17 protein-coding genes are annotated in these 19818 nt (G+C 60.5%); 10 read left to right on the top strand and 7 right to left on the bottom strand.

Going from position 1 to position 19818, the window contains the following annotated elements; genetic code table 11:
* Positions 1-136: 136 nt before the first annotated feature.
* Complete coding sequence (locus JJ869_RS14395; RefSeq protein WP_292268105.1) at positions 137-1255, top strand: acetoin utilization protein AcuC; 1119 nt, start codon at positions 137-139, stop codon at positions 1253-1255.
* Here the strand turns inward: JJ869_RS14395 and JJ869_RS14390 are convergent.
* Positions 1223-1852 carry a histidine phosphotransferase family protein gene (locus JJ869_RS14390; protein WP_292268103.1) on the bottom strand — a complete coding sequence of 210 codons (630 nt, stop codon included), beginning with the start codon at positions 1850-1852 and terminating at the stop codon, positions 1223-1225. The two genes, JJ869_RS14395 and JJ869_RS14390, sit on opposite strands and share 33 nt — an antisense overlap.
* A gap of 33 nt (positions 1853-1885) precedes the next feature.
* Between JJ869_RS14390 and JJ869_RS14385 the strand changes: the two genes are divergently transcribed.
* The 3 genes from JJ869_RS14385 (at position 1886) to JJ869_RS14375 (ending at position 3789) form a co-directional block, all read left to right on the top strand.
* Positions 1886-2068, top strand: coding sequence for a DUF3553 domain-containing protein (locus JJ869_RS14385; protein WP_292268101.1), 183 nt, complete (start codon positions 1886-1888; stop codon positions 2066-2068).
* 126 nt (positions 2069-2194) lie between these two features.
* Positions 2195-2965, top strand: coding sequence for a GNAT family N-acyltransferase (locus tag JJ869_RS14380; RefSeq protein WP_292268100.1), 771 nt, complete (start codon positions 2195-2197; stop codon positions 2963-2965).
* Positions 2962-3789: a lysophospholipid acyltransferase family protein gene (locus tag JJ869_RS14375; RefSeq protein ID WP_292268099.1), complete on the top strand. Its 828-nt coding sequence runs from the start codon at positions 2962-2964 to the stop codon at positions 3787-3789. Before JJ869_RS14380 ends, JJ869_RS14375 begins: the two co-directional genes overlap by 4 nt.
* 777 nt (positions 3790-4566) lie before the next feature.
* Here JJ869_RS14375 and gyrA read toward each other — a convergent pair.
* Positions 4567-7266, bottom strand: coding sequence for a DNA gyrase subunit A (gene gyrA, locus JJ869_RS14370; RefSeq protein ID WP_292268109.1), 2700 nt, complete (start codon positions 7264-7266; stop codon positions 4567-4569).
* Positions 7267-7508: 242 nt separating this feature from the next.
* On the opposite strand from gyrA, the gene JJ869_RS14365 reads away from it, so the two are divergent.
* On the top strand, positions 7509-7781 hold the full coding sequence (locus JJ869_RS14365) for an aspartate-semialdehyde dehydrogenase (RefSeq protein WP_292268097.1): 273 nt from the start codon (positions 7509-7511) through the stop codon (positions 7779-7781).
* A 79-nt stretch (positions 7782-7860) separates the two neighbouring features.
* On the opposite strand, the gene JJ869_RS14360 is transcribed toward JJ869_RS14365, so the two are convergent.
* The 3 genes from JJ869_RS14360 to JJ869_RS14350 form a co-directional block, all read right to left on the bottom strand.
* Positions 7861-9333: a carboxypeptidase M32 gene (locus JJ869_RS14360; RefSeq protein WP_292268096.1), complete on the bottom strand. Its 1473-nt coding sequence runs from the start codon at positions 9331-9333 to the stop codon at positions 7861-7863.
* Positions 9330-10478: a heme A synthase gene (gene ctaA, locus JJ869_RS14355; protein WP_292268094.1), complete on the bottom strand. Its 1149-nt coding sequence runs from the start codon at positions 10476-10478 to the stop codon at positions 9330-9332. Before ctaA ends, JJ869_RS14360 begins: the two co-directional genes overlap by 4 nt.
* A gap of 63 nt (positions 10479-10541) precedes the next feature.
* Entirely contained in the window at positions 10542-11285 is a 744-nt protein-coding gene (locus tag JJ869_RS14350) for an RNA methyltransferase (protein ID WP_292268092.1), read from the bottom strand.
* 132 nt (positions 11286-11417) lie between these two features.
* Here JJ869_RS14350 and JJ869_RS14345 point away from each other — a divergent pair, with 132 nt between their 5' ends.
* Positions 11418-12041, top strand: a complete 624-nt coding sequence (locus JJ869_RS14345; RefSeq protein ID WP_292268090.1) for a thiamine phosphate synthase — start codon at positions 11418-11420, stop codon at positions 12039-12041.
* Between the two features lie 282 nt (positions 12042-12323).
* On the opposite strand, the gene JJ869_RS14340 is transcribed toward JJ869_RS14345, so the two are convergent.
* Together JJ869_RS14340 and hemB are read right to left on the bottom strand one after the other, a co-directional pair.
* Positions 12324-12881: a YSC84-related protein gene (locus JJ869_RS14340; RefSeq protein ID WP_292268088.1), complete on the bottom strand. Its 558-nt coding sequence runs from the start codon at positions 12879-12881 to the stop codon at positions 12324-12326.
* 119 nt (positions 12882-13000) lie between these two features.
* A complete protein-coding gene (hemB, locus tag JJ869_RS14335) occupies positions 13001-14002 on the bottom strand; it encodes a porphobilinogen synthase (protein WP_292268087.1) in 1002 nt (333 codons plus the stop codon).
* A 102-nt stretch (positions 14003-14104) separates the two neighbouring features.
* Between hemB and JJ869_RS14330 the strand changes: the two genes are divergently transcribed.
* From JJ869_RS14330 to JJ869_RS14315, 4 genes are all read left to right on the top strand, one after another.
* Positions 14105-14632 carry a component of SufBCD complex gene (locus JJ869_RS14330; protein ID WP_292268107.1) on the top strand — a complete coding sequence of 176 codons (528 nt, stop codon included), beginning with the start codon at positions 14105-14107 and terminating at the stop codon, positions 14630-14632.
* A 33-nt stretch (positions 14633-14665) separates the two neighbouring features.
* Positions 14666-18145, top strand: a complete 3480-nt coding sequence (mfd, locus tag JJ869_RS14325; RefSeq protein WP_292268086.1) for a transcription-repair coupling factor — start codon at positions 14666-14668, stop codon at positions 18143-18145.
* 170 nt (positions 18146-18315) lie between these two features.
* Positions 18316-18783, top strand: coding sequence for a hypothetical protein (locus JJ869_RS14320; protein ID WP_292268085.1), 468 nt, complete (start codon positions 18316-18318; stop codon positions 18781-18783).
* An 87-nt stretch (positions 18784-18870) separates the two neighbouring features.
* Complete coding sequence (locus JJ869_RS14315) at positions 18871-19734, top strand: SGNH/GDSL hydrolase family protein (protein ID WP_292268084.1); 864 nt, start codon at positions 18871-18873, stop codon at positions 19732-19734.
* Positions 19735-19818 lie beyond the last annotated feature (84 nt).

Below are 19818 nucleotides of genomic sequence, written 5' to 3'. Positions count from 1 at the left end.
CCGCAGAAGACCTGTGGCTGGAGCTTTCGGAAAAGGCCGAGGCCGGGTGACGTTTCCGTCAACGGAAACGAAAACCCGTCGACGCGTTTCGCAGCGCTGCGTGGCAGTCGCGGAGCTCCGTCCTAGGTTCGAAACGATGACGCACACGCCCATCTTCATCGGCGCACGGATCTATCGCGGGTCAAGCTATGGCGCGCACCATCCGCTGTCGATTCCGCGTGTCCCGACGGTCATTGATCTTTCCCGCGCCTTGGGCTGGCTACCCGATGCGCAGTACCGCACCAGCCCCTGCGCCAAACCCTCGGCCCTGACCGGGTTCCACACCCCGGACTATATTGCTGCCCTGCAGAAGGCTGAGGCCACCCAGCAGCCAGACCCGGATTTCGATCTGGGCACGCTGTCGAACCCGGTCTTTCCCGAGGTCTACCGCCGCCCGGCAACAGCTGCGGGTGGCGGGCTTCTGGCCGCAGAGCATGTCCGCAACGGTGGTGTCGCCTACAACCCCGGCGGCGGCACCCATCACGGGCTGCCGGACCGCGCCAATGGCTTCTGCTATGTCAATGAACCGGTGCTGACCATCCGGCACCTTCTGGGCATGGGCCTGAACCGCATCGCCTATGTCGATATCGACGCCCATCACTGCGATGGCGTAGCGGTAGCCTTCCATGGGTCCGAACAGGTGCGGATGATCTCGATTCACGAGGAAAACCGCTGGCCCTTTACCGGAGCGCTTGAGGATGATGCAGGGGGTGCCGCCATCAACATCCCGGTGCCGCGCGGTTTCAATGATACCGAGTTCGATCTGATCCTGAACGAGGTGATCCTGCCAGCGGTAGCTGCGCAGAAGCCCGACGCGATCTACCTGCAATGCGGTGCGGATGCGGTGACCGAGGATCCTCTGTCGCGCCTTGCCCTGTCGAACAGGTGTCATGTACAGGCCGTGGACGCCCTGCGCGCGATGGCACCGCGCCTCATCGTGGCGGGGGGCGGGGGCTACAACCCTTGGAGTGTCGGCCGCGCCTGGACATGTGTTTGGGCCACGTTGGCAGGCCATGACATACCAGAGAGGTTGCCCGAGACAGCGTCGGCAATCCTGCGCAGCCTGCACTGGTCGCGCAAGGCACAGCCAACAGACGACCTTCTTGATACCCTGCTTGATCCACCCCGACATGGGCCGATTTCTGATCAGGTTCGCACAGCGGTCGCGATTTTGACGAAACGGTTATCCATTCAGACCGGGAAGCACCAACCTTAGTTCGACCCGGTCATCCAGCGGCTCGAGATGAGTTCCGACGCCCGCCTCGCTACAGATCCGGGCCAGCAGCAGGAATTGGACATCGGGAGGCCCCATATCTGGCAGATCCAGACATGCCGCGCCGTTCAGAACTGACCAGATCGGCCATGTTTTGCGCAGCGTTTGAGCCCGTGCCGTTGCGGTCAGGGTGTTTTCCGAAAGCGCGACGCCGATGAGACCACCTTGCGGCAAGGCCGTTTCAAGACACAGGGCCGACAGATAGGTCAATTGCGTGACGTTCCGACCCAGATCGCGATCGATGTGCCATTCTGCGGAAATGCGTGTGCCAGCATAATGATCCGCCAGCGTCTTGCGTGCCTCAGCGCATGCGATTGGGCGGGTGTCCGAAACCGTGCCAAAAGCGATGCGAAAGAAGCGGATGCGTGCTGCCGCGTGATCGCAGCTTTGCTGGATGAGCGACATTTCCGGCCCATCCCGCGCGCCGGATGTCATGCCCACCAGTTCCAATCCGTTGGAAATGGCGCCAATAGGGCTGATCAGGTCGTGGCAAATGCGCGACCCGATCAATGCCGCCAGTGAAGCCCCGTCCTGATGCACTATATCCTCCTCAACGCAGCAAGGAGCCCGCGTATGTCTGACCTGAATGGATTGTTGGAACCCGGATCGCTGGTTCGCCACCCCGATGAGCCGGATTGGGGGATCGGGCAGGTGCAGTCCAATATCGGTGACCGGATCACGGTCAACTTCCGCGAAGTCGGAAAAGTGGTCATTGACGGGTCACGCATATCACTGGTTCCTGTATTCGATCACTAACATCACAACCAAGAGTTGACAAAATCTTAATGCCCGGGCGAATTGCGCTTTTTTGGGCCAGCCCGACGCCGTTGCGCGTCAGCAAGGCGCACTTTATGGTGTCCGCGAACCAGTCCGGCGGTCCAAATGCTCCAGAACTCCCCACGGCTTCAGGTCTCGCTTGCCCAGTCTGCGGACGAGATCCAAGCCGCACAACGGCTGCGGTACGATGTTTTCGTGACCGAACTTGGTGGCGACGGGGACGGGGTCGATCACACCCGGCGGATCGAGACCGATGCGTTCGATCCCCATGCGGACCATCTGCTGCTGCGCGATCTTCACCACAGCGACAGCGAAACGATGGGTATCGTCGGCGTTTACCGGCTGATGACCGCGCGCCACGCGAAGGCCGCGGGCGGGTTCTATTCAGCCTCCGAATTCGATCTTTCCCCTTTGCTGAACAGTGAACTCCGGCTCTTGGAGCTGGGGCGATCCTGCCTGCACCCCGATCATCGCGGGGGTCCGGCGCTCATGGCGCTTTGGCAGGGGCTAGCCGACTATGTTGCGGAGCAGGGCATCGACATTCTTTTCGGCACAGCCAGCTTTCATGGCACCGATCTGAACGCGCTTCTGCATCCGATTTCACATCTGCATGCAGCCTATCTCGCGCCCGAAGCGCTGCGGGTCACGTCGGTCATGCAGACCGAAACGCCCCTGTTGCCCGCCGACAAGATCGACCGGAAGGTTGCGATGCGCGACACGCCTGCGCTGATCAAATCCTACCTCAAACTTGGTGGAACAATCGGGCAGGGGGTCTATGTCGACCACGCCTTCAACACCACTGATGTCTGCCTCATCCTCGACACTGCAAAAATGACCACTGGCGCGCTCGACCGTGTCACCCGGCGGGCGTCATGAGTCCAACCTGGGACAGCGACGACCCGATCTCCGAGGCCCGCATCTCTGCCGCAGGATGGCTGCGCGTCGTTCTGCGTGGCGTCGTTCTGGCCTTTGTGGTGTTCGGAGGGCTGGGCCTCATGCTCTTGTTGCGCCTGATCGAACGGCCGATTTTCGGCGTCGACCGTCCGATCACCCCCTACATCACACAGGCGGTGTGCCGGTTCGCCTTTGTCATCATGGGCCTGCCGTTGGTCGTCCGGGGCCCCCGGATGAAAGTCCCCGGAGCTGTGGTGGCCAATCACGGATCCTGGCTTGATATCTTCGCACTCAATGCGCGCAAGAACGTCTATTTCGTCTCCAAATCCGAGGTGGCATCCTGGCCCGGCATCGGCTGGCTGGCCCGTGCGACAGGCACCGTCTTCATTGAACGCGATCCCCGCGATGTGAAAAACCAGATCGCGGTCTTTGAGGAGCGCTTGCAGCACGGTCATCGACTGTTGTTTTTCCCAGAAGGCACATCAACCGACACGCTGCGGGTCTTGCCTTTCAAACCCACGCTTTTTGCGCCGTTCTTTTCCGACAGGATTGTCCATGACATGCACATCCAGCCGGTCACGGTTGTCTATCAGGCACCAGACGGGGCTGATCCGCGCTTTTATGGGTGGTGGGGCGACATGGGCTTTGCGCAACACCTGATCAAGGTGCTGGCTGAAAGCCGACATGGCCGGGTGGAACTGATCTATCACCTGCCGGTCCGGGTGGACGCGTTTCCAAATCGGAAATCTTTGGCCAGTCACCTTGAGGCGCAGGTGCGCTCGGCCCACCCGACGCGTGACGAATGACGCCGGTTCCATAAGGATACAGCCCCTGCCGGCGCATTCTCAGTTTGCGCACAAGGCCAATCGACCCAAAGATCAGAAACCCCACCTGAATAAAGAAAGCCCCTAGATTGAAGGCGCCCACGAGGCTGATCAGGACCAAAGTGGCTGCTGTGAGCTGATTGCAGGAATAATACGGCCCATTGCCGCAGATCCGTCCGGTTTGAACCAAGGCAAACCCGCCGACATAAAGGATCGAGCCAAGCACCCCGCAAAGCTGGAGCACATCCGGATAGCCTCGCATCGCATCCAGCAGGTTTGACATCAATGGGCTCCAGGTAATAAGCCCGACCGCCGCCCATGACGGACAGTCGGGCGATAGTGTTTAAATGCGCACCGGCAACAGATGAGGGCTGCCACCGACGCAAGTTTGAAAAGGGATTTTCGAAACAGACATTGATCCTCGTTACCCCCATCACACCCTGCATTCGATCCAGGATCGAATAAGCCGTCACCTTGAAATAATGTGTCGGCGTGTCAGGCTGCGAAGAACTATCCTTACACTCTCTTTATACAAATGACGTTAAGTCAGCGCAGGTCTGGAATACCTGACCGTGGTCCGTTCCACCCGTGAATTGAGTGTGAAACTCCGACCGCCGTCACCTGTCCGACTGACGTCTGCCTGCGGTCTATCCGAGTCGCGTAACACCAAAGCAAAACGGCGCAGGTCACCCCGCGTCGCTTGAATTTCAAATATTATCAGATAGCTAAGGCGCGATCTTCATCTCTTATGGGATGGGATCACGTTTCAGCACCGGACTCGTCTTCATCACCCTGATCAGCGATCCAGGCGACCGAAACGACCTCTTCATCGGCCCCGGTGTTGAACACCCGCACGCCACCTGCGCTGCGCGACCGGAACGAGATGCCGTCAACCGGTACCCGGATCGACTGGCCTTTGGACGTTGCAAGCATGATCTGATCGTCCATCTCCACCGGGAAACAGGCCACGATGGCCCCGCCACGCATGCCCTTGTCGATGGCCTGAACACCTTGGCCACCACGTCCGCGCACAGGGTAATCATGCGACGACGACAGCTTGCCCGCACCTTTGGCCGTGATGGTCAGGATCAGGTTCTCCGCCGCCGACATCTCGGCATAACGTTCCTGAGTGATGGAGCCGGGTGCTGCTGCATCCTCGTCATCGTCGATCTCGGCATCATCTGCCAGACCCGCCACCGCGCGGCGCATCTTGAGGTAGGCTGCCCGTTCCGCCGGATCAGCCTCGAAGTGCCGGATCACCGCCATGCTGACCACACGGTCGCCGTTGTTCAGACGGATACCCCGGACACCGGTCGAATCCCGGCCTTTGAAGATCCGCACCGCCGTGGTCGGGAAGCGGATCGCGCGACCGGCGTCGGTGACCAGCATCACGTCGTCCTCTTCCGATGCGATCCGCGCGTTCACCAGTTCCACGCCCTCGGGCAGTTTCATCGCGATCTTTCCGTTGCGCATCACATTGGTAAAATCGGAAAGCGCGTTGCGGCGCACGTCCCCTGCGGTGGTTGCGAAGATGATCTGAAGAACATCCCAGTCTTCCTCATCCCGGTCCACCGGCATGATGGCGGCAATGGAAACCCCTGTCGGGATCGGCAGGATATTCACAATCGCCTTGCCCTTGGCGGTCCGTCCACCTTGCGGCAACCGCCAGGTCTTGAGCTTGTAGACCATGCCATCGGTGCTGAAGAACAAAAGCTGTGTATGGGTGTTGGCGACGAAGAGCGTGGTCACCACATCGTCATCCTTGGTCGACATCCCCGAAAGACCCTTGCCGCCGCGCTTTTGCGCCCGGAATTCGGTCAGCGGTGTACGCTTGATCCAGCCCGACTGGGTAACGGTGACCACCATGTCCTCGCGCTCGATCAGGTCTTCGTCTTCCATGTCGCCCGACCAGTCAACAATCTCGGTCCGGCGCGGCACAGCGAACAGCTCTTTCACTTCGCGCAGCTCGTCCGCAATGATGCCCATGATCCGGTCGCGGGAGCCGAGGATCTCAAGGTATTCGCGGATCTTGCCTGCGAGTTCTTCCAACTCGTCTGTGACTTCCTTGACCCCGATCTGCGTGAGGCGTTGCAGACGCAGTTCAAGAATGGCCCGCGCCTGAACCTCGGACAGGTTATAGGTCCCATCTTCGTTCGCGGTATGGGTCGGATCATCAATCAGTTTGATATAGGGCAGGATGTCTCTTGCGGGCCAGCGCCGCGTCATCAACCGATCCCGCGCCTCGGCCGCATCGGCAGAGGACCGGATGGTCGCGACGATCTCGTCGATATTGGTGACGGCAACGGCCAGACCGCACAGGATGTGGCTGCGCTCCCGCGCCTTGCGCAGGAGATGCGCGGTCCTCCGCGCCACCACGTCTTCGCGGAAGTCGATGAACGACGTCAGAAACTTGCGTAGGGTCAACTGCTCGGGACGGCCGCCATTCAGCGCCAGCATGTTGCAGCCGAACGAGGTTTGCATCGGCGTGAAGCGGAACAACTGGTTCAGCACCACCTCGGCGGTGGCGTCCCGCTTCAGCTCGACCACCACCCGCACGCCATTGCGGTCGGATTCGTCCTGAACATGGGCAATGCCCTCGATCCGCTTTTCCCGCGCCGCCTCGGCGATGCGCTCGATCATCGTGGCCTTGTTCACTTGATAGGGAATCTCGTCGATGACGATGGCCCAACGGTCCTTGCGGATTTCCTCGACCCGCGTCTTCGCGCGAATGATCACGGACCCGCGCCCTTCAAGATAGGCTTTGCGCGCACCGGACCGGCCCAGCATGATGCCGCCCGTCGGAAAGTCGGGGCCGGGCACATATTCGATCAACTGCTCGGAACTCAGATCCGGCTCTTCGATCAGCGCCAGAGTGGCATCAACCACTTCGCCCAGATTGTGCGGTGGGATGTTTGTCGCCATACCAACGGCAATACCGCCAGCCCCGTTGACCAGCATGTTCGGGAACCGCGCCGGCAGAACCGTCGGTTCGCGGTCCTTTCCGTCGTAGTTGTCCTGAAAATCGACCGTTTCCTTGTCGATGTCCGCCAGCAGATAGGCGGCAGGCTTGTCCATCCGCACTTCGGTATAGCGCATGGCCGCAGCGTTATCGCCGTCCATGGATCCAAAGTTGCCCTGACCATCCAAAAGCGGCAGCGACATCGAGAAATCCTGTGCCATCCGCACCAGAGCGTCATAGATCGCTGAATCGCCGTGAGGGTGGTATTTCCCCATCACGTCGCCCACAGGACGTGCCGATTTGCGATATGGCTTGTCGTGCCCGTTGTTGCTTTCGTGCATCGCATAAAGGATGCGCCGGTGCACCGGTTTCAGGCCGTCGCGCAGATCGGGGATGGCCCGGCTCACGATCACGCTCATCGCGTAATCGAGATACGAGGTCTTCATCTCGTCGGTGATCGACACCTGCGGCCCGGCGTATTTCGGGCGTTCTGGCGGCATATCTTCTGTGTTTTCAGGAGTTTCTGGCGTGTCGCTCACGTGGATAGCCTGCTGTCGTTATGTCTATATTTTGTTGGCCTTATGTATATCAGAGACAGGATGTAGGCTGCAATGCACTTGACCAAATTAGTGGCATCCTCACTTTGGCACTCACGCCTCGAAATGGCTAACACACTGTTTTTGTTGAAAGTTAACGAATCCGTGGCAAACTCATTTGTACAATAAGAAACGATGAGGTTTGCATGACCGAGATGAGTGAGACCGAGTTGATGTTGCGGGGGTACGGGCTGACCACAGCGCAACTCTATTACCGCATGCCCGATTACAAGAACGTGCTGAACACGTTTGTCTGGCAGGAATACGATCTGGCACCTGATCACCCCAAGCTGTTCGAATTCATCGAGTTCTGGCAGGACACGATCGAAGGACCGCTGCATTCGGTGCAATACACCCACCGCAAGCTGCTGTCCTCGGGCGAATGGCGTCAGATCGTCGGGGAATTCACGGTCCATTGACGCAAGGGTCCAAGGCCCTTCGAAGGGCCTTGGCGCATTTTCGAGAAAGCGGCCAAGCCCGTTTCAACGGGCTTCTGCCTCACACCCCGTAAATCTCTCCGAACTTGGCCTCCAAGTAATCAAGCAACGGCCCCTCGTTCGGCGCAAACCCGCAGGCCCGTTCAATCACCTCGCGTGGCTCATAAAGCCCGCCATGCCGTTGCAGATTGTCCCGCAGCCATCCCGTGGCAGCTGTCGTATCGCCCGCCGCAAGCTGCGCATCCAGATCCGACACCGCCTTGCGCAAAGCTTCGTGCAGACAGCCTGCATAGACATTGCCCAAAGTGTACGTGGCGAAATAGCCAAACAGGCCCACCGACCAGTGCACATCCTGCAAGGCGCCGTTCGACGGCTTGTCCACCGCATAACCGAAATCCGCCTCGAAGCGGCTGTTCCATGCCTCTTCCAGATCGGAAACATCCAGCGTCCCGGCAATCAACTGCCGCTCCAGATCGAACCGCAGCAGAACGTGTAGATTGTACTGCACCTCGTCAGATTCGGTGCGGATATAGCCTTTGTGAACCCGGTTCACGGTGCCGTAGAACGCGTCCGGATCACTGATGCCGAAATCGCCAAAGGCTTCGACCATCTGCCCATGTAGCCAGCCGGTAAAGGCCCGCGAGCGACCCAATTGGTTCTCGTAGATCCGCGACTGGCTTTCATGCACACCCATCGACACGCCGCGTCCCAAGGGCGTCAGCAGGTAGGCCTGGTCGATGTTCTGCTCATAGGCCGCATGACCAACCTCGTGGATCGTCGAATAGATGCAGTTGAACGGATCTTCCGAGTTCGTCCGCGTGGTGATCCGCACGTCATTGCCGGAACCAGAGCTGAACGGATGCACCGCCTTGTCCACACGCCCTCGACTCATGTCATAGCCAAAGGTCTTGGCAATGTGGCGCGAGAGCTTCATCTGCGCGCTCTCGTCAAACGTGCCGCTCAGCGCTGCGGGGGCAGGGGCGCCCAACACCTTGTCGCGCAACGCCACCAACCGTGGACGCAACGCGCCGAACATCGCATCCAGATCCGCCGCCGTGGCCCCCGGCTCATAGTCCTGCAACAGCGCATCATAGGGATCGCCCCCATTGGCCAGCGCAGCCCCTTCCTGTCGCCGCAGGTCGAGCACCCGTTCCAGCGTCGGCGCAAAGGCCGCGAAATCGTCATTCGCCCGCGCCTCGGCCCAGATGCCCTGCGCCATCGAGGTGGTCCGCGCCAGTTCCGCCGCCAGATCGGCAGGCACCTTCGAGGCCCGATCAAAATCGCGCTGGATGTGCCGCAGATGCGCCCTGGCCTCGTCATCGCTGCCCTCGGCCTTGGCCAACCAGTCGCCCACACGCGGGTCCATCCGCCGTGCATGCAACACCGATTCCAGCGCGCCCATTTCCTCGGCACGCTGTGCCGCAGCCCCGCGCGGCATGGTGGTTTCCTGATCCCAGCCAAGACGCCCCGCGACTTGGCCCAGCGCCTCGGTCTCGCGCGTGAAGGCCATCAACTCATCATAGGCGGTGCTCATGCCGTCGCTCCTCGAATAGATTGTTGTACCGGATATTGCGCCCCGAACCGTGCCCGAAGGATCAGCACCCAAAGGATCACAGCCCCCACCTGATGCGCAATCGCGATCTGCCACGGGGCCATATAGAGCACCGTCACGATGCCCAGCGCCATCTGCACCCAGAGCATTGCAAAGACCGCGTTGAAGCGGAACCGCGTATCCGTATTGGGCGACTTGCGCGCCTTGATCCAAACGACGATGCCAAAGGCCAGCAGCAGGTAACCCGCCATGCGATGCATGAACTGCACCAGCCCGGCGTTCTCGAAGAAGTTGCGCCAGATCGGCTCAATATCGAAGGGGAAAGGCGGCAGGAAGGCCCCGGCCATCAGCGGCCAGTCGTTGTACGTGCGCCCCGCGTCGATGCCCGCCACCAACGCGCCCAGCAGGATCTGCAGGAAGGTGAAGTGCAAAAGCCCTGTGCCCAGCCCGTACAGCTTTCCCTCCCGCGACCGCCGTGCCTGCATCAGATCGCGCTCCTCGCGGCCCAGCTCGAACGTGTACCACGCGATGAAACCGAGGATCACAAAGGCCAAGCCCAAATGCGTCGCCAAACGGTACGAGGCCACATCAAGCATCGTCCCTGTGAGCCCAGACGCCACCATCCACCAGCCGATTGCACCCTGAAGACCACCGAGGACGCCTAGAAAGAACAACCGTCCAGTCCAGCCCGTGGGGATCTTACGCGCCAAAAGGAAGCCGAAAAAGCCCAGCGCCCAGACAAGGCCGATCACCCGGCCCAACTGCCTGTGCCCCCATTCCCACCAATAGATGAACTGGAACTCGGCAAGGCTCATGCCTTTGTTTTGTAATTGATATTCCGGTATCGCGCGATAGAGGTCAAACTCGCGCTGCCAATCCTCGGCAGTCATCGGCGGCAAAGCCCCACTGAGTGGCCGCCATTCGGTAATCGACAAACCGCTATCGGTGAGCCGTGTCAGCCCTCCCACGGCGATCATCACCATCACCAGAGCAAAGAGGATCATTAGCCACACCCGGATCGCGCCACGCGCGCCGCGCTTGCCCGCGTCGATCATGCCGCCTTTGGGGGCTTCCTTGCGCGGTGTCTCTGCACCAACTTCTTCAAAGATGCTGCGTTTGCTGCTCATTCACGGGGTCTCCTTCTTGGTCGAGACACTAGGCTTGGGGCAGGGGCGCTTCAAGGCGCAGGCCTAGACCTTGTCCTTCCAGCGCACCATTTGCCGCAGCACACCGTGAAGCGTCTGCACATCGGCGCGGGTCAGCGGCATCCGCGACCACATGTTCCGCAGGTTCAGCTTCATGCTATCCGCCTTGGTTGCGGGAAAGAAGAACCCGGCTTTGTCCAGCGTGTCCTCGTAATGCTCGGCCAGCTTGTCCATCTCGATGGCATTGGCCCAATCGGTGCCCGCCATCTCCACGGTCTCGGGCATGGCCTCGACTGACTGTCGCCGCCATTCGTACCCCGTCAGCAGCACACATTGCGCAAGGTTCAGCGACGGAAAATCGGGGTTCACCGGAACCGAGATGATGGCATTGGCCAGCGCGATATCCTCGTTTTCCAGCCCGGCGCGTTCGGGTCCGAACAGCACCGCCACCTTTTCGCCGCCAGCCATCTTCTCGCGCGCAACCTCCATTGCCCGCTCCGGCGTCATCACCGGCTTGGTCATGTCGCGCTGCCGCGCCGTGGTGGCAAACACGTACGTACAATCGGCCACCGCATCGACCGTGCGATCCACCAGCACCGCATCATCCAAAACACGCCCGGCCCCCGAGGCCATGGCAACCGCGCTCTGGTTCGGCCAGCCATCGCGCGGGGCCACAAGTCGCATCCGGTCCAGCCCGAAATTCAGCATCGCCCGTGCAGCGGCACCGATATTCTCGCCCATCTGCGGACGGACCAGCACAAAGGCGGGCTGCGGCGTGTCGCTTGGCATGGATGGTGTCTCCGAAAATCCCAGGTCGCGCCTGAGTATTGCGCGCAGGCTCAAAGGGCAAGCGGTGCAAGCCCTTGGCGCAGGGCGTGAAATCACTGTATAGGGTGGCGATGACCAAGAAAGGGGCCGAAGATGTCCGACGCAGAGCAGCCGCAGATCTACCTGATCACGCCACCCGAGATCGAACTGAGCCATTTCCCGACCGATCTGGCCCGCTTGCTCGACGCCGAGGACATCGCCTGCATCCGCCTGTCGCTGGCCACCCGCGACGAAGACCTGATCCTGCGCGCCGCCGACGCCGTGCGCGAGGTGGCGCATCGGTTCGACGTGGCCTTGGTGATCGACACCCATGTGGTTCTCGCCCAGCGCCTCGGCCTCGACGGCGTGCACCTCACCGATGGCGCACGATCAGTGCGTATGGCCCGCAAGGAACTGGGGGCCGACGCGATTGTCGGCGCGTTCTGCGCGCAGTCCCGGCATGACGGGATGGGTGCGGGCGAGGCGGGGGCGGATTACGTCAGCTTCGGCCCGGTCGGCGAAACGGCTCTTGGCGATGGATCGCGGGCCGAGGCGGATCTCTTCCAGTGGTGGTCCGAGATGATCGAGATTCCGGTCGTTGCGGAAGGCGGTCTTGATGCCGAGATCGTCCGCAGCCTTGCGCCGATCACGGATTTCTTCGGAATCGGGGAAGAGATCTGGCGGACGGACGATCCGGTTGCCGCTCTGAAAACCCTGACGGCTGCGATGGCTGGCTGACCGGGTCAGGGGGCTGTCTGCCCCCTCGGCGCGTGCCGCGCCTCACCCCCGAAAGTATTTCTCAACCAGAGAAGTAACGAAGCGTTAACCTTAACGCGGCATCCTGCATGAGCGGTACAGGCGGAAGCGCCGATGACCGTAACCGGAGAAGCCCCCTGTCACAAATGCAGGGGGTGGACCCGGTCCATATCTTCTCTGGTTCACAAATACGTCGGGGCGCCGTTCATTTGGCGCCATTGGTTCAAGCCCAATGGACGGCGGGCAGAGCCCCCAAGCGTAGGATCAGGGAATGATCCGCGTGTATTTCACACCTTCCAGCGTCGCGCCCAACCGCAGACCCGCCTGACCGAAGATCACCGCAATCACCGGTGCCAGCGATGTGGTGGTCTCGGCCGCAATGGTCTCACCACCTTCGGGGATCGCATATTCGATATTGGCACCTGCGGCCCAGCCGGGCGAGCGGCGGAAATTCATCAGCGCGTCTTCGGTCATGAAGAATAAGACATGGGCATATTGCTGCGCGCCGATCTGCAAGCCCGCGCTGGCCTTGGTGGTCGAGTAGTAATCCACCGTGATCCCACCCACACGCAACGCGCCGCGCCCGAAGGCGCCGCCCAGACCCAGACCTGCCTCGGTTACCAACGGCATGACCAGCAAACCATTGGCATTCGCCGCAAGGTTCTGCGTTCCGGGGAAGCGGCGGTACATTTCTGCAATCGTCGCATCTACCCGCGCGTCGATCCGTGCGCCACCATTGCCGCCCACGCCGTTGTTACAGCCGGCCAAAAGGAATGTTCCGCCAAGCCCAAGGGCCAGTTCGCGTCGTGTCAGGGATGTCATTGTCTCTGCTCTTTCTTTGCCGATGCCTCTGAAATCCGGCTGTGCCGCCGGTTGCGCATCAGTATAGCCGCAGCGACGCGCCCTGTCACTAAGGATAGATCACGATAAGCGGCGCACCGCTATCCGTTGAGCAACCGCGCTGCAGCAGGGGCAAAATAGGTCAGCACACCGTCACAGCCTGCGCGTTTGAAGGCCATCAGGCTTTCCAGCATCACCCGGTCGTGATCGAGCCAGCCGCGCTCGGCCGCGCCCGCCAGCATCGCGTATTCGCCGGAGACCTGATATGCGAAGGTCGGCACGCCGAACATGTCCTTGGTGCGGCGGCAGATGTCGAGATAGGGCATGCCCGGCTTGATCATCACCATATCGGCCCCTTCGGACAGGTCGCGCGCGATCAGGCGCATGGCCTCGTCGGAATTGCCGGGGTCCATCTGGTACCCCTTCTTGTCGCCCTTGAACGCCCCGGACGCCCCCACCGCATCCCGGAAGGGACCATAGAACGCACTGGCATATTTCGCGGCATAGCTGAGGATCGCGACGTTCCTGAACCCTTCGCTTTCCAAAGCCCCGCGCATCGCGGCGATGCGGCTGTCCATCATGTCGGACGGGCCGATAATGTCCGACCCGGCGCGCGCCTGAGACAGCGTCTGCTTGACCAGCGCCTCGACGGTTTCGTCGTTGAGGATATAGCCGCTCTCATCCATGTATCCATCATGGCCGGTGATGTTATACGGGTCGAGCGCCACATCTGTCATCACCATGATGTCCGGCACGGCGTCCTTGATCGCACGGGTGGCGCGATTGGACAGGTTCTCGGGGTTCCAGGCCTCGGCGCAATCCTTGGTCTTCAGAGACGGGTCGGTGTAGGGAAACAAGCAGATTGCCGGAATCCCGAGGCTGTAGGCCTCACGCGCCGCCTCGACCACTTTGTCCACCGACCGGCGCACAACACCTGGCATGGAGGGCACGGGTTCTTCGATCCCCTCACCATCGCGCACAAAGACCGGCCAGATGAAATCATCGGGCGTCAGGGTGTTTTCGCGCACCATGGCACGCAGGGCCTCGGTGCGGCGCAGGCGGCGCAAACGTGTGGCGGGAAAAGCGGGGGTGATCGGTTTCATCGGGGCAGTCCTTGTCTTTGCCGTATTTGGGTGGCATGGAATGACCGCTGGAACAAGGCCTGCCACGCGTTAAGGCCATTTGAACAAGGGATGACGCGCGCCTTGGATTGGTACTCTACCGTCTTTGAACTGATCGACATGCGGTCGTTTTCGAACCTCTGGTTCTGGATCGCGTTGGCCGTTGCGTGGTCTTCGGCCAGCCATTGGGTGCTGGGCGTGCCCTTCGACATGGTCAGTCGCGCACGGCGCAAGGGGGGGCAGGCGGCAGAAGACTTGACTGATCTGCTGCGCATCAACACCACCCGGCTGCTCTACATCGCAGACGAAGCCGGGCTTTGGGTGATTGCCTCGGGCACCTTCTTCCTGACCGGCTTTGCCGTATTGGGCTGGGTCTACTGGGTCGAGATCGCACAGGCCCTGTTTCTTCTCGGGTTCCCCATGTCGCTGGTCAGCCTGCTGAGCGTCTACACTGCCCGTGCCTTGCACGAAAAGGATCACGACCTTGACGCGGTCTACAAACGCCTTGGTCGCCACCGTCTGATCGTTCAGGGTATCGGCATGGTGTCGATCTTTGTCACCGCGATGTGGGGCATGTACATGAACCTCAGCGTTGGCGTTCTTGGCGGTTGACGCGGAGCCGGTGCCGCGCCACATGAGCGCGCTATGAAGACATCCCAACACATCACCATGGGCGGCGCGCCCGAAGGCTATGACGCCCGTCTGGTTCTGGCCGAAGCCGAGAAACACGGCGGCGCGGTCTGCCACATCGCCCGCGACGACCGTCGTTTGGCGCAAATGCGGGAGGCGCTGCGGATTTTTGCGCCAGGAATGCCGGTCTTTGTCTTTCCCGGCTGGGATTGTCTGCCTTATGACCGGGTGTCGCCGAACCCCGACATCTCCGCCACACGCATGGCAACGCTGGCGGCGCTCACCCATGCGATGCCGCAGCAATACGTGCTGCTCACCACAATGAGCGCGGCCACGCAGCGGTTGCCCGCCCGCGAGGTGCTGCGCGAGGCCGCCTTTACCGCCCGTGTCGGCAATCGCGTGAACGAAGAGGCACTGCGGAATTTCCTTGTTCGGATGGGGTTTTCCCAAGCACCCACCGTTCTTGAACCCGGCGATTATGCCATTCGAGGCGGCATAATTGACATCTACCCGCCGGGGGATGGTGGGCCGGTGCGGCTTGATCTGTTTGGCGATGTTCTGGACGGCGCGCGCCGGTTCGATCCAGCAACGCAGCGCACGACGGAAAAGCTTGATCTGGTGGAACTGGCCCCGGTGTCAGAGGTCATTCTGGACGAAGCAGCGATCACCCGCTTTCGCCAGAACTATCGCATCGAATTTGGCGCAGCAGGGACCGACGATCCGCTCTACGAGGCGGTGAGTGCGGGACGCAAGCAGGCCGGGATGGAACATTGGCTTCCGTTCTTCCACGCCCGTCTTGAAACACTCTTTGATTACCTGCCCGGTGTTCCCGTCACACAGGACGATCAGATCACGCCGGCACGGCTCTCGCGGTGGGACGGGATTGTGGACCAGTACGAGACCCGCAAAGCCGCGCTGGCGCAGAAATCGCGCATGGACACGGTCTACAAGCCGGTTTCACCCGAACAGCTTTACCTTGACGATGCCGCATGGAACGCGGCTTTGGGTGACCGACGAGTTGTGCAATTCCATCCGCTCGCGCAGGCCTCTGGCCCCGGCGTCGTGGATGCAGGCGGGCGCATCGGGCGTAATTTCGCACCGGAGCGTCAACAGGAAAGCATCAGCCTTTTCAGTGCATTGGCGGATCATGTTCGCAAAAAGATGGAAGTCGGGCCCGTTGTCATAGCGTCCTATTCCGAGGGCGCACGTGAACGCCTCTCCGGACTGATCGAAGACGAAGGACTGGCCGAAACGATTCATGTCAACGATCTGACCCGTGTCGGCAAACGCGGTCTGCACCTTGCGGTCTGGCCGTTGGAACAGGGGTTCGAAGCACCTTGGAGTGAGGCTGGCAAAGAGGCCCGCATCACCGTCGTGTCCGAGCAGGACGTTCTGGGTGATCGCCTGATCCGGTCCCCGAAGAAGCGCCGCAAGGCCGAGAACTTCCTCACCGAAACCCAATCGCTGTCTCCCGGCGATCTGGTGGTCCACGTAGACCACGGCATCGGTCGCTATCTGGGGATGGAGGTCATCACGGCCGCAGGCGCCGCGAATGAATGCCTCCTGCTCGAATATGCCGAAAGTTCAAAGCTTTATCTGCCGGTCGAAAACATCGAACTGCTGTCCCGATACGGCCACGAGGAAGGTCTGCTGGACAAGCTGGGTGGCGGCGCGTGGCAGGCCAAGAAGGCCCGCCTGAAAGAACGCATCCGCGAAATGGCGGACAAGCTGATCCGCGTCGCGGCAGAGCGTGCATTGCGCAAGGCCCCCGTGATGGATCCGCCTCCGGGTGCATGGGACGCGTTTTCGGCCCGGTTCCCTTATCAAGAAACCGACGACCAGCTTCGCGCCATCGAAGACGTGATGGCGGATATGCATTCCGGCCAACCGATGGACCGTCTGATCTGCGGCGATGTGGGTTTCGGGAAAACCGAGGTTGCGATGCGCGCGGCCTTTGTCGCCGCCATGTCAGGCGTTCAGGTGGCGGTGATCGCGCCAACCACGTTGCTGGCGCGTCAGCATTACAAGAGCTTTGCCGAACGTTTCCGCGGTTTCCCGTTGGAAGTCAGACCCTTGTCGCGCTTTGTGTCGGCCAAGGATGCCAACGAAACCCGTGACGGGCTTGCCCGCGGCACGGTGGATATCGCGGTCGGAACACATGCGCTTCTGGCCAAGGGCATCCAGTTCAAGAACCTCGGCCTCTTGATCATCGACGAAGAGCAGCATTTCGGCGTCGCACACAAGGAGCGTCTGAAGCAGTTGCGCTCGGACATCCACGTATTGACGCTGACCGCCACTCCGATCCCGCGCACGCTGCAACTGTCGTTGTCCGGCGTGCGCGATCTGAGCATCATCGGCACGCCTCCGGTCGACCGTCTGGCGATCCGCACCTATGTGAGCGAGTTTGACGCGGTGACGATCCGCGAAGGGTTGCTGCGCGAACATTATCGCGGTGGGCAGAGCTTTTTCGTTGTGCCACGCATCAGCGACCTGCCTGAAATCGAAGACTTCCTGAAAACACAGGTGCCCGAGGTGTCCTATGTCGTGGCCCATGGCCAGATGGCGGCGGGCGAGTTGGACACCCGCATGAACGCGTTTTACGACGGCAAATACGATGTGCTGCTGGCGACCACGATTGTCGAATCCGGCCTCGACATCCCGACCGCGAACACGATGGTGATCCACCGCGCGGACATGTTCGGGCTGTCGCAGCTTTACCAGATCCGGGGCAGGGTGGGCCGTTCCAAAACCCGCGCCTATGCGTATCTCACGACCAAACCCCGTGCCAAGCTGACACCCGCCGCCGAAAAGCGTCTGCGCGTTCTGGGGTCGCTCGACACGCTGGGGGCGGGGTTCACGCTTGCCAGCCAGGACCTCGACATTCGCGGCGCGGGCAACCTCTTGGGTGAGGAACAGTCCGGCCAGATGCGGGACGTGGGGTACGAGTTGTACCAGCAGATGCTGGAAGAAGCGATCGCCAAGATCCGCTCGGGCGAAATGGAGGGCCTGACGGAAGCCGATGATCAATGGGCACCGCAGATCAACCTTGGTGTCTCGGTCCTGATCCCAGAGGCCTATGTGCCCGATCTTGATGTGCGTCTGGGTCTCTACCGGCGCTTGTCGTCGCTGTCGACCAAGGTGGAACTCGAAGGCTTTGCGGCTGAATTGATCGACCGCTTCGGCAAACTGCCACGCGAGGTGAACACACTGATGCTCGTCGTGCGGATCAAGGCAATGTGCAAACTGGCAGGGATAGCGAAACTCGATGGCGGGCCCAAGGGTGCCACGATCCAGTTCCACAATGACAAGTTCGCCTCGCCTCAGGGTCTGGTCGAGTTCATCCAGGACCAGAAGGGTCTCGCCAAGGTCAAGGACAACAAGATCATCGTCCGCCGCGACTGGGCCAAGGATAGCGACAAGATCAAGGGTGCCTTCGCCATTGCTCAGGATCTGGCGAAGAAAGTGAAAGACGCCGAAGCGAAGACGAAAGCGTAATCCCAATCCACCGCGCGGTCGCAGTCAATTTTTTCAGCCAAGGGAGCAGCCGCCCTTGACCGATAGCTGCCATCGCGGGACAATCCAGAATCTCTAAACGTTTCTATAAGTCAATTCGAGGCATGACAGGCGTCGCCCTATCGAAAGTCATTTTCGAAAGGACGACTTCTATGCCCGCATTTTATCGTGAAAGCCCGACGCGGCTGGTACAGGATCAGTCGACATGTTGGGCAGCTGCAGCCGAGGCCTATACGGAAAAGACAATAGGCCAGGATCACGTAACACTGGTCGAACTGATGGATGAGGCGAAAGCCGCCGGCATGAGTGCGTGGAATGGCGCCCTCAAAGGCGGAGACAAATCTATCAAATGGCTTGCGAACCGTTTGAATTTGCAATGGTTCCACGGAAGCAACCTCGCCTCCAACGCGTCGATGCTGCCGCGTTTGAAGACAAGCCACGTCATTTACATGTATCGGAAACGGACATGGAAAACGTCGGTTCATGCCGTTTGTGTCTGGGGAACGGATGACAATATTGTCGCCGCCATGGACCCCTTGCACGGACAATGGACATTCGATGACCCGGCAACGTTTGACTATTCTTGGGAGCTTTGTCTCTGGCGGAAAAATCTGGTCTGAAATAGCCTGTAGCATGCCACGCTGCATCGCAGCACCTGTTCCGGCAAGCCGCCAAGATTTTCCGTACGCAACGGTGGGGACTGAAACATGCGAACCGGTCAGCTTTACATCTTCGGCGACAGCCTTTCTGACGATGGGGCCCGCGCGGTTCAGGTACAGGACGAACCGATTGACCTGTTTTTCGCGGGGCGGGCCTCGAACGGGCCGGTCTGGCACGAATATATCCGCAATGATCTGGCCATCGCGCCTGCGGCCATGTCGATCAGCCAGGCACCCAACTTTCTGGGCTACCTCAGCGGCTCAGCGCTGAACGGTATCAATTTTGCGCATTCCGGCGCGGTATCGTCTTCGACCGACGATCCGTTGCTTCCGGGGGCGGTTCAACAGGCCGAAGGGTTTGCAGCCTTGGTGGCTTCGGGCGACATCCCGGCCCCGGACGATCAGGATGTGTTCGTGATCTGGATCGGCGGCAACGATTTCCTGAGCTTCGCGGACGCCACGATTTCGGACATCTTCGACATCCTGAATCTGGACGAGTCGATCATCGACAATATCGAAACCGCCGTCGACACACTGGCGGCCGTGGGCGCACGCAATTTCGTCTTCCTTGGACAACCCACCATCGGCGGTGCGTTCCTCGGGGCCGAGGCGCCAGCGGGGTCGCTGCTGGCCAGTCTTTGGAACAGCCTGACGAAGACGTATAATGACGCCCTTCAGGATTACGCAGACGCCGTCGGCGCGGTGGACGGGCAGACATCGCTTTTTATTGATGTCGCAGACTTCATAGACGATCTCGAAGACAATCCCGCGCAATACGGGTTCACGAATGTGACCAGTGACATCTCTACGGATGGCGCAGATCCCGCAGATCAAAGCTATTTCAGTGTCGACGGCATTCACCCGACCGGCGCAGGCCGTAAGCGCCGCGTTACCACCCTCATAGACGTTTGAAGTTTGTCATCTGAGAAGAGCCCATCCGGACAAGGAGGGTTCCGATGGATGATACAGTGCAAAATTACGTAACTTCTCACAGTG

The organism is Marivita sp., from assembly GCF_017643905.1.
In the GTDB taxonomy this organism is placed as follows: Bacteria; Pseudomonadota; Alphaproteobacteria; order Rhodobacterales; family Rhodobacteraceae; genus Marivita.
The sequence above is the reverse complement of the archived record's forward strand: the minus strand, read 5'-3'. Positions and strand labels throughout refer to the sequence as shown.